The 20,594-nt window shown below is 34.5% G+C and carries 15 protein-coding genes; all 15 read right to left on the bottom strand.

Annotated features, from left to right (window positions below; translation table 11 throughout):
- Positions 1 to 2: 2 nt before the first annotated feature.
- A complete protein-coding gene (gene miaA / locus IGJ04_RS03320; RefSeq protein WP_438839898.1) occupies positions 3 to 932 on the bottom strand; it encodes a tRNA (adenosine(37)-N6)-dimethylallyltransferase MiaA in 930 nt (309 codons plus the stop codon).
- On the bottom strand, positions 933 to 1,679 hold the full coding sequence (locus IGJ04_RS03325) for a glycerophosphodiester phosphodiesterase (protein ID WP_438839899.1): 747 nt from the start codon (positions 1,677 to 1,679) through the stop codon (positions 933 to 935).
- A gap of 157 nt (positions 1,680 to 1,836) precedes the next feature.
- Positions 1,837 to 2,796, bottom strand: coding sequence for a GDP-mannose 4,6-dehydratase (locus IGJ04_RS03330; RefSeq protein ID WP_029656611.1), 960 nt, complete (start codon positions 2,794 to 2,796; stop codon positions 1,837 to 1,839).
- Between the two features lie 92 nt (positions 2,797 to 2,888).
- Positions 2,889 to 4,310 (bottom strand): lipopolysaccharide biosynthesis protein, encoded by a 1,422-nt coding sequence (locus tag IGJ04_RS03335; RefSeq protein WP_002401292.1) that lies wholly within the window; start codon positions 4,308 to 4,310, stop codon positions 2,889 to 2,891.
- 72 nt (positions 4,311 to 4,382) lie between these two features.
- The gene (locus tag IGJ04_RS03340) at positions 4,383 to 5,300 is read right to left on the bottom strand and encodes a lipopolysaccharide biosynthesis protein (RefSeq protein ID WP_438839900.1); all 918 of its coding nucleotides are present in this window, start codon (positions 5,298 to 5,300) and stop codon (positions 4,383 to 4,385) included.
- Between the two features lie 22 nt (positions 5,301 to 5,322).
- Positions 5,323 to 6,147: a LicD family protein gene (locus IGJ04_RS03345; RefSeq protein WP_010707340.1), complete on the bottom strand. Its 825-nt coding sequence runs from the start codon at positions 6,145 to 6,147 to the stop codon at positions 5,323 to 5,325.
- A gap of 2 nt (positions 6,148 to 6,149) precedes the next feature.
- The gene (locus tag IGJ04_RS03350) at positions 6,150 to 7,544 is read right to left on the bottom strand and encodes an O-antigen ligase family protein (RefSeq protein ID WP_002401289.1); all 1,395 of its coding nucleotides are present in this window, start codon (positions 7,542 to 7,544) and stop codon (positions 6,150 to 6,152) included.
- A 15-nt stretch (positions 7,545 to 7,559) separates the two neighbouring features.
- The gene (locus IGJ04_RS03355) at positions 7,560 to 8,540 is read right to left on the bottom strand and encodes a glycosyltransferase family 2 protein (protein WP_002401288.1); all 981 of its coding nucleotides are present in this window, start codon (positions 8,538 to 8,540) and stop codon (positions 7,560 to 7,562) included.
- A gap of 1 nt (position 8,541) precedes the next feature.
- Positions 8,542 to 9,600 (bottom strand): NAD-dependent epimerase/dehydratase family protein, encoded by a 1,059-nt coding sequence (locus IGJ04_RS03360; RefSeq protein ID WP_141416951.1) that lies wholly within the window; start codon positions 9,598 to 9,600, stop codon positions 8,542 to 8,544.
- 12 nt (positions 9,601 to 9,612) lie between these two features.
- Complete coding sequence (locus tag IGJ04_RS03365) at positions 9,613 to 10,317, bottom strand: IspD/TarI family cytidylyltransferase (protein ID WP_002378508.1); 705 nt, start codon at positions 10,315 to 10,317, stop codon at positions 9,613 to 9,615.
- A gap of 1,137 nt (positions 10,318 to 11,454) precedes the next feature.
- Positions 11,455 to 15,630: a GW dipeptide domain-containing protein gene (locus IGJ04_RS03370; protein ID WP_438839901.1), complete on the bottom strand. Its 4,176-nt coding sequence runs from the start codon at positions 15,628 to 15,630 to the stop codon at positions 11,455 to 11,457.
- A gap of 319 nt (positions 15,631 to 15,949) precedes the next feature.
- Complete coding sequence (locus tag IGJ04_RS03375) at positions 15,950 to 16,792, bottom strand: LicD family protein (protein ID WP_002400614.1); 843 nt, start codon at positions 16,790 to 16,792, stop codon at positions 15,950 to 15,952.
- Positions 16,793 to 16,807: 15 nt separating this feature from the next.
- A complete protein-coding gene (locus IGJ04_RS03380) occupies positions 16,808 to 17,641 on the bottom strand; it encodes a glycosyltransferase (RefSeq protein WP_010707337.1) in 834 nt (277 codons plus the stop codon).
- A 120-nt stretch (positions 17,642 to 17,761) separates the two neighbouring features.
- Positions 17,762 to 19,159, bottom strand: coding sequence for a sugar transferase (locus IGJ04_RS03385; protein ID WP_002400612.1), 1,398 nt, complete (start codon positions 19,157 to 19,159; stop codon positions 17,762 to 17,764).
- A 105-nt stretch (positions 19,160 to 19,264) separates the two neighbouring features.
- The gene (locus tag IGJ04_RS03390) at positions 19,265 to 20,566 is read right to left on the bottom strand and encodes an EpaQ family protein (RefSeq protein ID WP_002383757.1); all 1,302 of its coding nucleotides are present in this window, start codon (positions 20,564 to 20,566) and stop codon (positions 19,265 to 19,267) included.
- Positions 20,567 to 20,594 lie beyond the last annotated feature (28 nt).

Raw genomic sequence — 20,594 nt, forward strand, 5'->3', positions numbered from 1 at the left:
GCCTACTCACTCTCCTTCTGTTGTAGCCATTCCGCTACTTCTTTTTCCAACTTGGGCAAATCTGTTGGCTGCTGAACCAAATCCCACCAATGCGCAGCCATTCGATTTCTAAACCAAGTCAATTGACGTTTGGCATATCGCCGCGATTGCTGTTTGACTGTTTCAACCGCCATCTCTAATGATTGTTCACCGGAAAAATACGGGAAAAATTCTTTATAGCCAATACCTTGAGCTGCTTGTGCATGTGGTTGCTGAAACATCTGTTTTGCTTCTTCCAACAGTCCTTCTGTCATCATTTGATCCACCCGCTGATTAATACGCTCATACAATAAAGCGCGATCTGTTTTCAAACCTAACAAATAATAATCATAGAGACGAGCTGGTTTTTCCTTCGGGGTCAAAATACTATAACCTGTTTTATCAAAGACCTCTAACGCACGAATGACTTTTTTGCGATTATTAAAATGAATGCTGTCAGCCGCTAGAGGATCCTTTTGTTGTAATAACTGCCATAAGGCTTGATTCCCTTTTTCTTCCGCAAATAAATTGTACGTTTCTCTAATTTCAGGCGAGTCATCTATCTCACGACTTCCTAGTTGAAAATCATAAAGGAGTGATTGAATATACAAACCTGTTCCTCCAACGATAATTGGTAGTTTCCCTTTTTCAGTAATTTCTTTGATTTTTTGACGACCCTCTTTCTGAAAATCAGCGGCAGAATATGTTTCGCTGACTTCACGGCAATCAATTAAATAGTGAGGAATTCCTTCTTTTTCTGTTTCTGTGACTTTAGCGGTGCCAATGTCTAACGAGCGATAAACTTGCATGGAGTCACCGCTAATAATTTCACCATTAAATTTTTTTGCTAAAGCAATACTTAATGCTGTTTTCCCCACCGCAGTGGGTCCTACAATAACTAATACTTTCTCCAATTATGTTTCTCCTTCTTCTTGCCAATTTTGACGAGCAAATTTTGCTTCTTCAGGAAAATCCGTATGAACACCCGCCAATTTTAGCTGAAAACAATTTTCCGTTTCTTCCATCCGATTAACAGTCCACGGCCGCAGCGGTTTGCCAATTGCGATAAGTTCTTTTTCATGAGCCAACACCCAAGACATTTTTGGATGTAAACTATCGACAAGCGCGAATGCCGGTCCCGCTTGACTTAAATCCTCTGCAGATTCATAAATAAAGGCAATTTCTGTCTTAGGATCAGCTTTTTTTAATTTAACTAAACTCGGAAAATAAAAACTAGAATATAAATAACGAAACGGCCAGTTTTTTTGCTTCATTTGTTGGACGACTTTTTTCTCAATTCCTTCATAATGGATAATGTCCGTTTTAAGTTCAATATTCAAAAAACCATTGAATTGTTCTTCTACAAGACAATTTAAAACATCTTCCAATGTTGGAACACATTGAACAGAAGGATTTTTCTGAAACCAGCTTCCAGCATCTAGTTGTTTTAATTCGTTTAATGTTAACTGTTGGATTTCACCATGACCATCTGTCGTACGATCCACCGTTTCATCATGCATAACGATTAAATAACCATCTTTAGATAAGTGAACGTCTAATTCAATTCCTTCAGCACCAACACGAACAGCCTCTCTGAAAGCAATACACGTATTTTCAGGATGGGTGCCTTTACTTCCTCGATGTGCAATAATATCTGTCATGCTCTCACTCCAATCTTGTTTATTGTACCATTGGAGTGAGGTGGGTTCAAATATAGGAAAAAGAAAAGAAAGAGCAAGACATCAATCAAAGCGACTGATGATGTCCCACTCTCTAAGTCTTATAAACAATTTAGTCTCAAATCCGTCTTTTATTCTCTTAATCTTTTAGTTCATACTTAACATATTTATCCAAACCGGATTGAATACTATATTTCGGTTCATAACCAATGGCACGTAATTTAGATATATCCGCTAAGGAATCTTTGATGTCCCCAGCTCGCGCTTCTTTGTATTCAACTGGCAAAGTGACTTTCATAATATCATTTAAAGAAGAAATTAACTCATTTAAATCGGTTGCTTTTCCAGTCCCGACATTATACACTTCCCCAAGTGATTGGTCAGAATGAGCGACAAGATTCAATGCTTGAACCACGTCCTCAACAAAGACAAAATCACGGGATTGTTTTCCATCGCCAAAGATATTGAATGTCACTTCTTGATTGGCCAATAAGCGTTTGTAAGAGTCCATCACAATCGAAATAACGCCAGAATAAGGCGAATTAGGGTTTTGGTTTGGCCCATAAACGTTAAAGAAGCGAACAGCGCTTGTCGGAACATCATATAAATGACAATAGTTTAAAACATATTTTTCAGAAGCAAATTTATCGACTGCATAAGGCGTTAATGGACGAATTACTGATTCTTCCTGTTTTGGTAAAGTTGGCTCATCACCATAAACCGCTGCAGAAGAAGCAAACACCAAACGTTTTAAATCTTTCTGGTATTTCCGAATTAATTCCAGTAATTGTAACACACTCTCAAAATTCACTTGGTGTGTTTCCACTGGACGTGCTACTGAATCTGCTACACTAGCAATCGCTGCTAAGTGAAAAATGTAATCGAACTGATACTCTTGTAGTACTTTTTCCATTAATTGTTGATCAATCACGCTACCTTCAATGAACGTGATATTTTCAGATGTGTTTAAATTTTCAGTTTGGCCCATTGATAAATCATCAATGACCACAACTTGATTGTCTTTACTATAATAATTTGCTAAGGTTGAGCCGATAAAGCCGGCACCGCCTGTGATTAAAAAGTTCCTCAAGTTTCCCACTCCAATTAAAATAATACATTAATTTTACCATTTTTAGGTGTCAAAGACTACAGTTTGTTTTTTTCAATAAAAAAGGAGAGAAAATAACTTTCTCAACCTTTTACTAAATATTTTAAATTCTTTGCGTTATTTACAAAGCTCTTATGAATGAATAAGAAATAGATAATATACACAATTCCATAAGAAATGAAACTATAAATACTACCGCCAAACCAAAGATTACTAAAGATAAACAATAATGTAACCAACGTTTCCAATACCGTGCTATTACCTATTTTAACGTTCATATCTTTGCATAGAAAAATTTCTGCTAAATTACAACGAAATGCTAAACTTACTAATATCAACCCAACAGTTAAATTCAAGTTCCCAACAACGAAAATCACAAACAGCGATAGGATTAACGACAAGGCAAGTGTCAATACGTTAACAAATAAAATTGTTTTTTCTTTTCTCAACGTTTTTAAATACGTATTAATTAGTAAAGACATCCGACCTTCATAAATAACTATAGGAAATAGAATTCCCATAAATTTCAAACTCTCGCTATATTCGGGTAACCACATACCTAAAACAAATTTGACGGGTACATATAACAGCAGAATTGCATACGTCAACGGAACAAAAACACCTCTTAATGTGACAAATAAAGACGGCAATCGCTCTTTATTTGTCCGTCTTAACAACGGAAACATTACAATTCCAACAGCATTAATAAAAGTTAAAAACATATTTGATAAACTTAAAGTAAAGGACAATTTACCAAAGGTTTCGATAGTCCAACGCTGTTGAACAAAAAAGCGAATGGTTCCCATTATTAGCATACTTGCTATACTACTGAGCATTAGTTTACTACCTATGTTAATATTATCAACTATTTCAGGAGTAACTTCCTTCAAACTCATCATGTTCACACGCAACATGTCTTTAACTCTAAACATTCCCCAAACCGTAATAATCAGTTTAGAAAGTATATCCATAATGATTAGCCAATAAAAATCTCGTCCTCCTAATGCAAAGTAAATTGCAATGAACAGGACATATAAATAGCGATCATTTCTGGATAATTGAGCATATTCCTTAATACGATTTGTTGACTGGAAAACATACAGAATAAACGTTTTTGCAATTGTAATTACTGAAACAATGGCCGTCAATATCAAAATAATCCCTTGATATTCTTTCGGCATGAAAAAGTAAGCCCAAAGAATGACAAAAGCAGAAATACAACATTCAAAAATCGCTAAATACCAGAATTGAGAACCGAGATTTCTTTTATCTAAATTTTCGTATTCTTCTCCCCCAATTTTTAAGTAGATACCATCAATCCAGCCTAAGTGAAAAAAACCAACATAGGAAGCATAGAAAACATATAATTGCCAATAACTATATTCTCTAACCCCCAGCAATTTTGGAACAAATAAGTTTAATAAAACGGATATCCCCAGGGTAGCAAAATTAGCAGCGACTGTATAGTATAGATTTTTTACAACTGATTTAGCTTTCTCATTCATTTATTGTACCTCTTATTCTTTTATAAGTTTAAATCAAAAAAATATTCATCATAGATTTTCATTTTTCGTACTTTAAATAAAAAAATTATTTAACCAACCTTTGAATGAATACTTCTCTTTAACAGTTTCAGCAACTGGTTTCATAGGTACCTTTAAAAACGTTAATATCTCAGACATATTTTGTTTATTTAGTAAGAATATATTTTCTTTTTCATAGAAATCCATGTTTAAAACTGTGCGATTATTCGTAATTAACTTTTTATTAAGAAATAATGCCTCTAAAGGTCTTAATGATATTCCATGTTGATTTTCCTGTACAACATCTAGAATAGCCGATGTATTTGCTTCATACTTAATGAGTTCACTATAAGAGATAGGCTTCTTATAGTCATAGTTTGAATAAGAATTTTTCGAAGAATCTACTACATAGATAAAAGGATTCAAATTACACTCTACAAAGTACGCTTCTAACTCTAATAAATAAGAGAGACGCTGTTTATCTACACCAATAAAACAAACATCAGATTGATACTTTGGATCTTCCTGACTAGCAACAACCTTTGTCTCGTCTATAAATTGGTTATTAAAATGCATTTGGTATTTTTCACAATCACCTATATCAAAGGACCAAAGCTCACAGTTTAAATCAGCGTAATAAGAAACCGGTGTATCTTTTTCAACAGGATTACTATACCATATAGCAATCCTGATATGCGGATATTTACGATTTAAATATTTAATTACCGGTCGTGAAAAGTAATGAGAATTCAACAAAATAAAATCTATTTCAGAGAGATTATTTTTCCACTCTCCATAAAAAAATCTTGCAAATGTAGCGTCTATTCTTTTATCTAATTGATTTAATAATTTAACAATAAAAGGACGTTTAGAAAAATATTTTTCTACATGTACACCTAATTTTTGCGCATCAGTTGAAAACAGAACTGATTTTTCATCTAAAGTAATAATCATCATGCGATTATAATCCATTATTTTTCCTACCTTTTTTACTTTATTTCCAATAAAAAGTATACGGATGGTGCGTTACTTGTTCAGACATAGGTGGTAATTCCATATAATTTCCATAACGTAATGATAAAAATAGTTTTCTGTCTTTGATTGCTCGAACTTTATTGCCAGCAAATAACACATCTTCATAATGATCAAACCATTCTTTTGGAAAAACACCCCATTCTTCGTTGATAAATTCAATATAACCACATTCGATAGATGATTCAATCGGATAAGTAGTTACTTTATCCATAAATTTACGTTTCCAAAAATCATAATCTCCCTGTTTAAGTAATTTTCGGTACCTTGGATATAGAAGTACTCGTTTTAAGTATGCTTTCCATCGAGATTTAGAAATGGCATAAGAATTATTTAAGGTAGCTAACATATTTTCTCTATATGACTCGCATTGACGACCAAAATCTAAACGTTCAGAAGATGTGGTTGGAAAACCATCAATCGGAAAAATATCGACAAACACACCTAATTCCGGGTCCTCACTATTATAAAATTGCTTCGATTTAACACATGTTCTAGTATCAACTAATTTTGCAAACGTATAGCGATAGTTCTTTCTTGTTTCCAAGCTCAATAATAGATAATTTTTATCTTTAGATAATATATTAATTAGACGATCATAATTAGGTCTCGTTAAGACAATATCCAAGTCATCATCCCAAGGGATGTATCCTTGGTGCCTTTCAACACCAATTAAACTACCGTAGTAAATAGAATATTCAATATTATTTTGACGACATATATTATCAATATATACTAATATTTCTGTGCTCGTTTCTTGTATTTCTTTAATCGTTAATGGTTTCATTTTTATCTCCAAAATAAGAATTTATTATTGTTTTTTACTAATTGACTAGATACAGAACCTAAATATAGCCAAAATAAAAAGGTACCAATTTTATTAACTAAAATTAATTCTGTTAGAAACATTGCCGAAACTAAAATAGTCAGTACAATTAAGACATTTCTCAAAAAATTATCATTAAAAATATTGATTTTTTTTGAAAATAAAACTTGCAATGTTGTTAGGATTTTATTAATTAAAAACAGAATTAACGGAATAGTCCCTGCCAGCCCCGTTGTCGCTAAGGTATAAAAGAAAAAATTATGCGAAGTTTGTTGTTTAACCGCAATCAAAGTATTAGGTAAATAGTGTTGGGCATATGTTACCAAATTTCTAGGAGAGGTACCAAACCAGATATTTGACTGAAATATCTCAAACGAACTTTTCCAAAGTCCAAAACGATTATTAGAAATATCTGTCTTGTTTTCTACGTCTGGTCTATCCAAAGAAACATCTGGTCGATTTTTTGAAACGTTCGTTGTAGATTTGTATTCTACGTTATTCCACAAATCTAAAATAGCTAACATTCCTCTTTCAATTAGCTTCGTTGCTATATAGGCAAAAAAGACCATACCAATACTTGTAATAATAGAATATAAAAGTTGTAAACCTAATTTTTTTTCAGTCGTTTTTTGATACACCACAAAAAACGAACCCACAAAAATAATTACCATTAGCTCTACAAAAGCCGTCCTTGATCCAGATAAAGTTATATATATCCATTGTATCAAAGTATTCATTATCAATAACCATTTCCACTTTTTCAAAGTAGTTTGAAAAAGCAATGACACCGATAAAATTATTGAAACAACAGAAATGGTAGCTGCAAAGTTAGGGTCGGCAAATACCCCATATAAACGATTTTCAAAAAAGCCAATTCTTAAGCCATTATAAATTTTATCCAAAGGCGCTGTATATGAATACTGTATAAAAAACATACAAATAGCGATAACTACTAACAATCCCCAAACTATTAAAAGAATTTTTTCTAATACTTTAAATGTTTTTTTATCTTGTTCTTTACCAATTTGATAAATAACTAATAAAAAAATAGCCTGCCATATAACTAATTTTAGGTTAGCTATAAAATACGTTTGGTAATGAATGAGTGTTACAAAAAAAAGCATGACTATAAAAATGACTAACATCGGATCAAATTGTTTAAATCTTTTATTTTTTAGAATAAAAAACATCTGATTTAGAATATAAACCATCGCCCAAATTGATATCAACCCAAACACCAGAGTATCTACCTTACTTGGTAACAAGCTATAAAGACTAATTGTTCTTAATAAAAGCATAAATTCAAAAATTATTAAAAACGGTAATTTCGTTTTTTCCAAAAAGTTATTTACCCACATAATACTACTCCTAATTTATTCATTTTTTGTTTTCCTATGTTTTTCTTCCAATATAGCAATCATCTTATAATATGGTACTCCGATTTGAAGTGCGATTGCTCCGACTTTTCTAGGCATAGTAAAATATTGATTTTTCATTATAAATTTAAAATTTTTTCGTAAAAAAGTAACAATTTCTTTTTGAACTTTTTTTTCTTCATTATTTAACTTACTATTCATCATTTTATCTAATACTATAAAATTTGCCCAACATACACGTGTATGAACAACATTAGATAATTCAGGATACCAGTCTAAGATATATTTTTCATTTTCTTTCCAAACATTGATTGTATCTAAATCTTTCTTAGAAAAAAGATTGCTTGAAATACTATTGGCACGGTGAAAATAATAATATTTTTGTTGCGTATCAATAACAATTTTCTCTGTATGCTCTAGGATAGATAAAATAACTGCGCCGTCTTCTGTAATCATGCCTACAGGGTATCGGATATCTTCAAAAATTTCTTTTTTATATAACTTATTCACAGCATGAACAGATACAACTTTAGCTTCTAAAATCATTTTCATTGCCGCTACTTTATCTAATACTATATATTGCTGTTGTTTTTCTACAGGCTCTTTCCCCTCATAGACATCATAAATACCACAGATTGATAAATCGGCATCTTCTTTTACGATATTTGTATATAATAATTCATACATATCATCCGCAATGTAATCATCACTATCTACGAAACCTAAATACTCACCTGTCGCTATCTCAATTCCAGCATTGCGAGCATCGCTTAGCCCACCATTTTCTTTATGGATAACTTTTACCCGTTGATCTTGTTCAGCAAACTGATCACACATTGCTCCAGAACTGTCTGGAGAGCCATCGTCCACCAGAATTAATTCAAAGTCAGTAAACGTTTGAGCTAAAATAGAGCGTACACATTTTTCTAAATATTTTTCTACATTGTATACAGGAACAATAATACTAATTTTGGGCATATCAATTTCCGCTACCTTCTAAAATTTTAATTGTATGTTTTAATGGTTCTTCCATACTGTCGTACAGTGGCCGCCAACCTAATGCGTAGATTTTTTGATTGTCTAGTAGTGCTTTTGTTGCTTTAGAAAACCCTTGTTTTTCTTGGGCGGTGGCTTCACCATGAATCACTTTTGTTCCAGCCACATTGGCTAATGTTTCCGCAAAAGTACGTAACGTAATATCGCAATGTTCGTTTGAAACATTGTAAGCTTCCCCTTTTTGCCCTTTAACTAATAAAAACAGAAGAGCAGATACAATATCTGCAACATATGCATAAGAATATAGTTGGGTCCCTGCACTTTTTAACACAATGTTTTCTTTATGGACTGCATTCATAATAAATTGAGAAGAAGCTTTACTATCCGAAAGTAACATCGTAGGCCCGAAAGTACGACTAATTCTTGGAATAACAACATCAATACCATATTTCTGAATATAGGCTTGACATAATGATTCACTTGCTCTTTTTCCTTCGGGATAACCGGCCCGTAGCGTGTTACAGTCAATATAGCCGCAATAGTCTTCCGTAAATTTATCAAGATCTCCACGATTTTCTCCATAGATTTCAACAGTTGATAAAAATAACACTTTTTCACTATTCGCTTTGACCGCATAATCTAAAATATGCTGCGTACCAGCAATATTGGTCATAATCGTCCCAATTGGATCACTGGCATATGATTTAGGATGTGTATTACTAGCACAATGCAACACATAGTCACAAGCTTCTGCTACCTGAATTTCTTCTGTGACATCTCCGATAACTATATGGAATAACGGATCTTCTAAATAACTAGTAAATCGCTCTTCCAAACGCGACAATGTTCGTCCCATCGCCCAGATTGAAATATTCGCATTTCTCGTTTTATTTTGGTACATAAGTACATCAATTAAAAAGGTCCCAATCATGCCTGAAGCACCAGTTATAAAAACAGATTTATTTGTTACTTTCGTCCAATCTGGTGTCTTCTCTAAAACTCGTTCAACGTCTGATAAATAATTATCGTCTGTAAATAACATGGTATCCCTCCACTACTCTTCTTTCATTTTCAAGAAGCCTTTAAATAACTGTAAGTCATCTTGTGTGGTTAACTTAATGTTTTTATCTGAGCCTAAAGCAAAATACAATGTTTCGCCTAAATCCACCATCATAGTATTTGTGTATGACGATTCAGAAATACCAATATTCTCACGGAATGCTTTTTCGTAAGCCCAAGTTAATTTTTCAAATTTATAGGCTTGTGGTGTTGACACGCGACGTAATGTTTCACGATTAATATATTGTCGAGTTGTTTCCTCAGTTTCTTTTACAAAAATTTGTTCATTATATGGCAACGAAGTCACTGCATTTCCATATTCTTGACACTTAACAATTACATCAGATAAAACTAATTCATCAACTAATGGGCGAATCCCGTCATGGATAACAATAGTATCTTCTGGATTTGAATGTTCTTTTAAGAAATTAACCCCATTGTTAATTGATTCTTGACCAGAATTTCCTCCTGGAATAATCCATTGTAATTTGTCAATATGGTACTCTTTTGCATAGGCATCTAGTGTTTGTTCCCAACCTTTTTTACACACAACTAAGATTCGATCAATGAGTGGATGCTTTTGAAAAGATTCCAATGTGTAGATAATTATCGGTTTTTCCTCTACCATAATAAATTGTTTAGGAATCTCCTGCCCCATTCGTTTACCGACCCCACCGGCAATAATTAAAGCTGTAATCATTTGATACAAAATCCTTTCTCTAACTAGTCAACAACTAGTTTTATTTCAATTTTGTTTAACTTATATATTCATCAACACAGCCAAAACTGCATTCAATCTTTTACATTTTCTCATAACTATCAGTAAGTTTCAATAATTTATCGTAGACCTTAATCGAACTGTAAATATTTGATTAAGAAAAAACTCATTGATGAATATAAATCTGGACAGGTTTCGGAAAGTTTGACTTTTTATTAAGTGTATTTTCCACTTTATTTTTAATTGTTGTTCTTGACAAAAATTGATAGGAATTGCCAAACCAAGTGTTTCTTTACTTCGATGATCGTTATACTAATAAATGTATCTCCCAATGATCTTCTTTAATTATTGTTAACTTTCAAAAATAGTATTTTCTTTAAGAGCCTGTCCATAATACATTCTTTAACAAACCCTACCTTAGTTGAAATAAAAGATACGACGATAAGAATACTCCTTGATTCATTGACTTTATGTTTTAAACTAGTCGTATAATTCCAATTGTTATACAAGTCCACAACTAATATGAATTAAATTTTTAGATAATAACTTTCTTTGAAATATTTTCAAAATAAAGGAATTCAATAGTACCTATTATTGCTTTTTGATGAGGAACCAACGTATGAAATAGTCGCTAAATAAATTTTTTAATCTATGTTCCCATTTTCACTCTAATAGTTTCACTTTGTTAGGGAAATCTGCCATTAAAACCTACTCTCTTGCATGAATTTCAACAGAGTAATCCTTAAATTTGCGACTATGGCGTACTTCCCTTTCCAAAATTCTTTAGAAGAATAAGAAGGACCTTCACCGAATTCTTCAATCTCTTAGTCCTTTAAGACTTAGAAATTGAAGAGATTGAAACGAAGTGTAGTGTACGATGATTTCATCTGTTCATGCTTCACAGTGAAACATTGCAACTTTTAGCGCTTTAGCTCTTTTGACGGCCGGACTGTGACGAGACGTATGTCGAGAAAACACCATAGAAGTTGTTGAGAACAATGCAACGCGTAGTGTTGCTTCTGTTTCCGCCGTTTATCAATTTTTAAGCCTGGGACAAAAATCTGAAGTGATTTTTGTCCCAGGCTCTTTCTGTGTGTGATTCAATAAGTATTTTCACTATTATTTTTTTAATGCTCGACTATCTACCCAGCCGATTGTTTTGCCATTCAATTGAAATTGGTATGAGGTCAGACCATTAGATAATTTTGCAGACTGGATAATGGTTACGACTTGGTTGGCATATTGAGAAGCACGTCCTAAGTTCTCGCCATCTTCGGCAGTATTGTTCGCTTTACTAAAGACCCCATGTCCATTAGAAATTGGCGCGTCTGCGATAATGCCTTGTTTGTTCATTTTCGTGTAAGTCGCTGTATTGAGAGTAGGGGTAAACGCCTGCTTATTCATCCAGCCAATTGTTTTGCCTCCAATCGCAAATCGCAAAAACTCTGCACGGCTAGTCTTCGCATACCCTGTAATATGGGCGGATTGACCTGCGTATATGTCCCCTTTACCCATACTAGAAACTCCTGGACCGACATTGTAAATTCCATTGTATACATCATGTTTTTTTGCTTCACTCGCTACTTTTACTTTTGCGTTGTAATCGTAGTTTTTTTGACTAATTAAATCATCAAAGATTGTTCCAAATGCTCGACTATCTACCCAGCCGATTGTTTTGCCATTCAATTGAAATTGGTATGCGGTCAGACCATTAGATAATTTTGCAGACTGGATAATAGTTACGACTTGGTTGGCATATTGAGAAGCACGTCCCAAGTTCTCGCCATCTTCGGCAGTATTGTTCGCTTTACTAAAGACCCCATGTCCATTAGAAATTGACGCGTCTGCGATAATGCCTTGTTTGTTCATTTTCGTGTAAGTCGCTGTATTGAGAGTAGGGGTAAACGCCTGCTTATTCATCCAGCCAATTGTTTTGCCTCCAATCGCAAATCGCAAAAACTCTGCACGGCTAGTCTTCGCATACCCTGTAATATGGGCGGATTGACCTGCGTATATGTCCCCTTTACCCATACTAGAAACTCCTGGACCGACATTGTAAATTCCATTGTATACATCATGTTTTTTTGCTTCACTCGCTACTTTTACTTTTGCGTTGTAATCGTAGTTTTTTTGACTAATTAAATCATCAAAGATTGTTCCAAATGCTCGACTATCTACCCAGCCGATTGTTTTGCCATTCAATTGAAATTGGTATGCGGTCAGACCATTAGATAATTTTGCAGACTGGATAATAGTTACGACTTGGTTGGCATATTGAGAAGCACGTCCCAAGTTCTCGCCATCTTCGGCAGTATTGTTCGCTTTACTAAAGACCCCATGTCCATTAGAAATTGACGCGTCTGCGATAATGCCTTGTTTGTTCATTTTCGTGTAAGTCGCTGTATTGAGAGTAGGGGTAAACGCCTGCTTATTCATCCAGCCAATTGTTTTGCCTCTAATCGCAAATCGCAAAAACTCTGCACGGCTAGTCTTCGCATACCCTGTAATATGGGCGGATTGACCTGCGTATATGTCCCCTTTACCCATACTAGAAACTCCTGGACCGACATTGTAAATTCCATTGTATACATCATGTTTTTTTGCTTCACTCGCTACTTTTACTTTTGCGTTGTAATCGTAGTTTTTTTGACTAATTAAATCATCAAAGATTGTTCCAAATGCTCGACTATCTACCCAGCCGATTGTTTTGCCATTCAATTGAAATTGGTATGTGGTCAGACCATTAGATAATTTTGCAGACTGGATAATAGTTACGACTTGGTTGGCATATTGAGAGGCACGTCCCAAGTTCTCGCCATCTTCGGCAGTATTGTTCGCTTTGCTAAAGACCCCATGTCCATTAGAAATTGACGTGTCTGCGATAATGCCTTGTTTGTTCATTTTCGTGTAAGTCGCTGTATTGAGAGCAGGGGTAAACGCCTGCTTATTCATCCAGCCAATCGTTTTGCCTCCAATCGCAAATCGCAAAAATTCTGCACGGCTAGTCTTCGCATACCCTGTAATATGGGCGGATTGACCTGCGTATATGTCCCCTTTACCCATACTAGAAACTCCTGGACCGACATTGTAAATTCCATTGTATACATCATGTTTTTTTGCTTCACTCGCTACTTTTACTTTTGCGTTGTAATCGTAGTTTTTTTGACTAATTAAATCATCAAAGATTGTTCCAAATGCTCGACTATCTACCCAGCCGATTGTTTTGCCATTCAATTGAAATTGGTATGTGGTCAGACCATTAGATAATTTTGCAGACTGGATAATAGTTACGACTTGGTTGGCATATTGAGAAGCACGTCCCAAGTTCTCGCCATCTTCGGCAGTATTGTTCGCTTTACTAAAGACCCCATGTCCATTAGAAATTGGCGCGTCTGCGATAATGCCTTGTTTGTTCATTTTCGTGTAAGTCGCTGTATTGAGAGTAGGGGTAAACGCCTGCTTATTCATCCAGCCAATTGTTTTGCCTCCAATCGCAAATCGCAAAAACTCTGCACGGCTAGTCTTCGCATACCCTGTAATATGGGCGGATTGACCTGCGTATATGTCCCCTTTACCCATACTAGAAACTCCTGGACCGACATTGTAAATTCCATTGTATACATCATGTTTTTTTGCTTCACTCGCTACTTTTACTTTTGCGTTGTAATCGTAGTTTTTTTGACTAATTAAATCATCAAAGATTGTTCCAAATGCCCGACTATCTACCCAGCCGATTGTTTTGCCATTCAATTGAAATTGGTATGTGGTCAGACCATTAGATAATTTTGCAGACTGGATAATAGTTACGACTTGGTTGGCATATTGAGAGGCACGTCCCAAGTTCTCGCCATCTTCGGCAGTATTGTTCGCTTTGCTAAAGACCCCATGTCCATTAGAAATTGACGTGTCTGCGATAATGCCTTGTTTGTTCATTTTCGTGTAAGTCGCTGTATTGAGAGCAGGGGTAAACGCCTGCTTATTCATCCAGCCAATTGTTTTGCCTCCAATCGCAAATCGCAAAAATTCTGCACGGCTAGTCTTCGCATACCCTGTAATATGGGCGGCTTGACCTGCGTATATGTCTCCTTTGCCCATACTAGAAACTCCTGGACCGACATTGTAAATTCCGTTGTATACATCATGTTTTTTTGCTTCACTCGCTACTTTTACTTTTGCGTTATAATCGTAGTTTTTTTGGCTAATTAAATCATCATACTGTTTTCCACCACTAGATGTAAATCGTCCAGTGTAATCAGCATTAATATCAAACACACCTACGCCGATATCAACACCTGGAATCGTTAATAATGAAGACCATTGCCATGCCGCATAACCTTCATTTTTGTGCCATAACTGATCTGCAGTCGGTTCAAAAGGATACTGAGCAATCCAAATATTTTCAGTCCCTAGTTGTGTAGGCGATAAAACTCCTTCTGTAAACCATGCTGCCATTGAATAATGTAATACATTCGTAAAACCTCTTGCTTTTAATTGATTAGCAAAAGCAATTGAATTAGCTGTCAATTGTCCATTATTCATGCTACCTTCTTCTGCATCATTAATCATTAAAGTGTCTTTTGGTAATCCAGTATTAATTGCTGTATCGGCAAAGTAGTTTGCTTCTTTTATTGCCTGATCTTTTGTTGTAAAGTGACTATAGTGATAGGCGGATACTTTTATTCCCACTGCATTTGCATTTTGAACTTGTGCAAATCTTTCTGGATTTTGATAAGTTGTCGCTTCGGTCATTTTAACGACCACTCCGCCTATCCCATAACTTTTCATAGTTTGATAATTTGCTACACTTAAACTACCATTCCAAGAAGATACATCGATAAAGTTTTTAGGCGGACGATTTGCCTCTGTTATGCTAATAGGATCACCATAGGCATATGCGGCTCTTTTTCTTCTCGTTCCTTTCATTCCTGATCCCATAGGTTTGTTCATATCCTCTGTTATTACGATTTCGTCTTCATCTTTATTATTAGCTTCTGAAGAACTAGTCGTTTCCGAAGTTTCTTCAGCATCTTTTGATTGCCAAGTGTCTTTAGCATCACTCGTGTCCAAACTATTTTTTGTTTCCGAAGGAACTGAAGATGAGGTGCTAGAAGAACTTTCTGTCGAAGTTTCCCCGCTAGATGACGTAGAGTTTAGTGTTTCTGCTGTATCCGTAGAAATTACTTCTTCTGCACTTTCACTACTTGATGCATCGATTGCATACACTATTGATGAACTAGGAACCAATGCTGTCAACATTAGCATTGTAATAACAGATATTTTATTTATTCTCTTCATTATTTATTTAACCCTTCTTTTTGCGTATTGTTTACAATTAATCCTCATTTAATTATAGTATGTAAATTTTACTTGAAACCAACAATTTTTTACTTTTCAAATTGAAATTTCTCAAAACTGATTAGAATGAGCACTAGTTTCAAATAATTTTCTAATAAATTTTAGCTTACGTCAAGAAAATCTTGCTAACTTTTTTTTACTATTTTATTTCTAAACTTTATCTTTTTATTACATTGATTATGTTATTTATTTTTTTACAACAAAATGCTGAACGCTATTTATAGATAACGTTCAGCTTCAGTATAAATAATTGAAGTTTTTAAAGATATTCTGTATACGATTTTTTAGTATCAACAATTAGCGCTTCATGATGAGGTTGACGATCTTCCTCTGGTGGCAATTGCATATAATCCCCAAAAACCTGTGTTAAGTAGCGCTTGTAGCCCACTGGTATTGGCATTTTTGTATCTTCAAATGGAACAAAAATAGCAGATTTAAAATCTTCTAAATGATAAATATTGCCCATGTAGCGTGGTCCGACACACAATTCTGTGACATAAGGAGTTGAACCAAAGGAATACTTGGTCATTCTTTTTTCAGCGAAGCGCCAAATATGATAGCGAATTTTGCTTGAAGAAAAAATCCCTAATAAAACCTTGCTTCCTGTAGCCATCAGACCACCATGTTTTTCTGGAACAACTTGCGAACAAAATAACGCATAAATCAGTGCCCAAAACTTTTGGATTTTTCTTCGCAATTTCCCTTCTGGCGCACCATCTAACGGAAAAATATCAATTGGTAAACCATGAGGGATATCTAAATCCTCTTGATAGGGTTTAATAAAAGTAGTGGCAGTATCCCTAATAGTTATAAATGAATTATGATCATTATATGTTTTAGAAGCAACTAATAATGGATATCTATTTATGTCTGCTTTCTGTGGCCATAGCTTTTTTAATTTTTCATAGTCTGGTCGTGGCATAAAAAAATCCAAATCATCATCCCACGGAATAAATCCTTGACTGCGTACAGCACCAATACAACCACCGCCACAGAAATAACATAATAAATTATTTTCTTGACAAAATTGCACAAAATATTTGGACATAGTTAATGTTACAGCCTGTATTTCTTTTAAATCTGTCTGAGACATCTCTTGCATAATTTTACCTCAATCTTAATCATTTTCTTTCCTTAAAAACTTCTCATAAAATTTACCTCGTAAAGTATTCGGCATCAAACTTACGACAACATGTGCACTGGAACTCACAAAAAAATCTTTAAAACTACCAAGTCCTGCTTGATAGATTGCTTTGCGTCCTTTTAGTCCTGACTTAAAATACTGCCAACCACCACGCCGTGCGTACATATCACTGCCTGTTCGAGCATAGACTAAATGTTCAGAAAGGTTCTGTGCTTCCTTTCCTTTTTTCAATAACCGCACCCACAAATAATAATCTTCAAATCCTGACATTGGCAGATAGTTACCGACCTCTAAAATGTCTGACTTCTTATACATGACAGTCATATGATTAAACGGGTTTCTTCTTTTGGAAAATTCACGAATAGCCTCATTAGAACTGGGAAGGTTACGATACCCCAAAATATTTTCTATGTTCCCTTCAAATTCGATAATGTTAGAACCGGTAATGACCAAGTTAGGATTTTTTTGAAATAATTGCCACTGCTTTTCAATCCGATCCGTCTTCATAATATCATCTGCATCCATTCGTGCAATCAGTTCATTACGACAAGCTTTAACCCCTTCTGCCAACGCTTTACCTAAACCAACATTTTTTTCTAGAGGTAAAACATGAAGCACTTCTGGATACGTTTCTTTATATTTATCTACAATGACTGTCATTTCTTCAGTTACAGGACCATCTTCTACTAATACTATTTCATCGACTTTTACAGTTTGATTAAAAATACTGTCTAAACATGCAATAACATATTCAGGACGCTCCTTTATATAAATGGAAAGTAAGACACTTACTGGTACCTTTTCCATTTCTTCACCCCTATTTCTTTTTTCATCCACGCTTGTATATTTTTACATAGAATACCTGATTTTTCAAGCTTTGTTAGAAGTCTCTCTTTTTTTCAAAAAAAAGAGAAGCCATAGCTCCTCTTAACGGTAAATTCTAATAGCATTCTCTTTACAATAATCCATCGTCAATTCTTCACGTTCTTCAGACTCATCCAATCCTCTTGATGATACTTTATCAAAGAGAATTTTGATGGTTTGAAGTAGAATTTTCATATCCAATAGTAATGAATAATTCTTGATGTACAGTAAATCAAAGTTCAATTTACTATTGTAGTCAGAAGCATACTTCCCATAAACTTGGGCATAGCCGGTAATCCCCGCACGTACATTGTGACGTAAATAGTAATTCGGGTTTTCCTGATTAAATTGATCAACAAAGAATGGTCGTTCAGGACGTGGTCCGACAATGGACATATCTCCGCGAATAACGTTGATTAGTTGTGGCAACTCATCAATACGTAAAGCGCGCAAGTATTTACCAACTGTAGTGACGCGACTGTCGTTACTTGTAGATAAGACTGGACCTGATTTTGCTTCCGCTGTTGCCGACATCGTTCTAAATTTTAAAATCGAGAACTCACGTTGATCTAATGTAATCCGAGTTTGTTTGTAAATCACTGGTCCCGGTGAGGTTGCTTTGACTAAAATTGCTGCAATAAGCATTAAGGGGGAGGTAATCACAAATAGGCAAACAGAGACTAAAATATCAAATAAACGTTTAATAAAATTCTCTTCTGGTTGAATTTCAAAATTTGAGACTTCGATAATACTTTCATCTTCAAAGTTCATCATGTTCGGTTTTAACATAATTAGATTTTCAAAACTTGTATCTAAAAAGATTTTTTTCTTGTGTTTGACAATTAATTGATACAATTTTACTTTTTCGTTCTCATCAACATTACTTGAAATATAAACAATATCGATTTCATCGATAATTTTTTTTAAGTTTTCATAGTAATTGCTGACAACAACGCTCGTTACTTTATGCTTGTTATTTTTATCAGACATAAAGTTTTGAATTGACTGCATAACTTGATTTTCTTTACCTAGTAAAACAACTTTTCGCTCATTGCTGACCTTTAAGTAAAGATAATAAACAAGAATTCGCCAAAGACTTAGAACAATAATTCCGATTATAAAAGAATATCCTAAAACAGAACGCGGGAACGTAAACCAACGTCCGGCAAATGTCACAATCATAATCGTTAAAGTCATTAAAATTTGACCAATCACCGTAACAAAAATGATGTCACTAATTTTGCGATTATAAAAAATATACGCACCTAACAATAAATTCAAAAAGATAAAAAAGATTGAAATGTAAATTGCAGATTTTTCATAAGCCACAAAGTTAAATGAAGGAATTTCTCGGCCAAATTTCACCATAAACCCTAAGATGATTGATAAATTATAGAGCAAAACGTCTGCTAAAATAATTACAATTCGTCTTGCATTACTCCATTCACTTTTTGATGTCATTAAAAACTTCCTCTCTTCACTTCCAGTAATTACATTATTTGTAATAACATGCAACCCCTATATTACCATAATGTCAGCGGACAAGAAAGTTCTATAGGATGAAAATTATCTGCGATGTCTTTGGACACGACTTAATTCTTCAGGTTGGTCCCAGCCCTCTTCGTCAACAGGTGCTATCGGGCGCTCTTCATTGCTAACAGGACTTGTTTGTTTCACTCGTTTTCTTCTTTTAGGCGTCGTTGGTCTTTCATGTCTTCCTCGTTTTTTCTCTGGCCGGAAGTAGAAGGCTAGCCCAAGGAAACTATAAACAATCGGCATCCAATGAGGCGCTAATAAAATATCTTCCATAAATGAATGAATCCATATTAAAAGGAAGCCTAAAAGTAAACTAACTTGCAAACGATCCAATGTTTTTTTGCGGAAACCAATCAATAAAATCATACTGACTAAAAAACCAAATAAAATCAGATAGCCAATGACACCAAAATTACTTAACGTAAATAGAAAAGCATTATGTGTCCCCAGCGGTTTCCATGAGGCCACAAAAGGCTCCATACCGACTTTAATATGTTGAGGATCAGATAACCATTTAGCAAAAAACTCATGCCAAATTCGTTCTCTTCCTGTAAATAAATCCACAGTATCCGATTCCGCACATAAGTAAAATAACAATGGTCCCAATGCAGCTACTCCGACAAAACCAAACAGCCAAACTTTCGAACGTTGCAAGAAACGTTTTGGTAAAAGATTATCCACCAGAATAAAACCAACTAAAATGGCAAAAGAGGTTTTGGATTGACTGACCCATGTACCTAAAACACCACCAATGTATACAGGTAAAAGCAGCAGGTTAAAAACCTTATTTCTATATGCTTTGATCAAACTACTGGCCATCATTGTTGAAAACATCAATGTTGCACCAATCGTATTGGTATTAATCCAAATACTTTCGAGTTTATTTGATTCTTTAAAAATTTCGTCTGCTGGAATCAACTGAGGCAACTCCACGGACATCCGATACAAAGTCGCACTCAAAGCAACTAAAGAGACAATTAATAAAAGCGTTTGATCCAAACGATCAAAGACACAAACTTTAAAACAAAGGACCAACAAAATAATTAAAGGAATCATTGTATCTGTTTGCATTGTGCTATGACGGATTGATTCCGTAAAGTGAAACAAGAGCCAGGTGGCTAACGCCAACGCAACGGTTAGCCAGTCAATAAATTTTAATTTCGTACAATTTAATAGCAATACAAGTATTACTGCTATTAATAATAAAATTGAACTATTGGCATACATATATTTTGTGACTGGCGCATCAATTCCTACGACCCACATCGTATACGAGCCGATCATTGTAACTAATAAAATAAGTCGACCGATTCTATTCAATACTTTTCCCATATTCAAACCTCATTCCATGAATGAATCA

Origin of the sequence: Enterococcus sp. AZ050 (genome assembly GCF_051715085.1) — a bacterium.
In the GTDB taxonomy this organism is placed as follows: Bacteria; Bacillota; Bacilli; order Lactobacillales; family Enterococcaceae; genus Enterococcus; species Enterococcus faecalis.

Excerpts from the sequence above, each read along its gene's own strand:
- IGJ04_RS03370 (WP_438839901.1), bottom strand. The coding sequence starts at position 15,630 with ATGAAGAGAATAAATAAAATATCTGTTATTACAATGCTAATGTTGACA.
- IGJ04_RS03355 (WP_002401288.1), bottom strand. The coding sequence starts at position 8,540 with ATGCCCAAAATTAGTATTATTGTTCCTGTATACAATGTAGAAAAATAT.
- IGJ04_RS03360 (WP_141416951.1), bottom strand. The coding sequence starts at position 9,600 with ATGTTATTTACAGACGATAATTATTTATCAGACGTTGAACGAGTTTTA.
- IGJ04_RS03380 (WP_010707337.1), bottom strand. The coding sequence starts at position 17,641 with ATGGAAAAGGTACCAGTAAGTGTCTTACTTTCCATTTATATAAAGGAG.
- IGJ04_RS03385 (WP_002400612.1), bottom strand. The coding sequence starts at position 19,159 with ATGACATCAAAAAGTGAATGGAGTAATGCAAGACGAATTGTAATTATT.
- IGJ04_RS03390 (WP_002383757.1), bottom strand. The coding sequence starts at position 20,566 with ATGGGAAAAGTATTGAATAGAATCGGTCGACTTATTTTATTAGTTACA.
- IGJ04_RS03365 (WP_002378508.1), bottom strand. The coding sequence starts at position 10,317 with ATGATTACAGCTTTAATTATTGCCGGTGGGGTCGGTAAACGAATGGGG.
- IGJ04_RS03345 (WP_010707340.1), bottom strand. The coding sequence starts at position 6,147 with ATGAAACCATTAACGATTAAAGAAATACAAGAAACGAGCACAGAAATA.
- IGJ04_RS03335 (WP_002401292.1), bottom strand. The coding sequence starts at position 4,310 with ATGAATGAGAAAGCTAAATCAGTTGTAAAAAATCTATACTATACAGTC.
- IGJ04_RS03340 (WP_438839900.1), bottom strand. The coding sequence starts at position 5,300 with ATGGATTATAATCGCATGATGATTATTACTTTAGATGAAAAATCAGTT.
- IGJ04_RS03375 (WP_002400614.1), bottom strand. The coding sequence starts at position 16,792 with ATGCAAGAGATGTCTCAGACAGATTTAAAAGAAATACAGGCTGTAACA.
- IGJ04_RS03325 (WP_438839899.1), bottom strand. The coding sequence starts at position 1,679 with ATGACAGATATTATTGCACATCGAGGAAGTAAAGGCACCCATCCTGAA.
- IGJ04_RS03350 (WP_002401289.1), bottom strand. The coding sequence starts at position 7,544 with ATGTGGGTAAATAACTTTTTGGAAAAAACGAAATTACCGTTTTTAATA.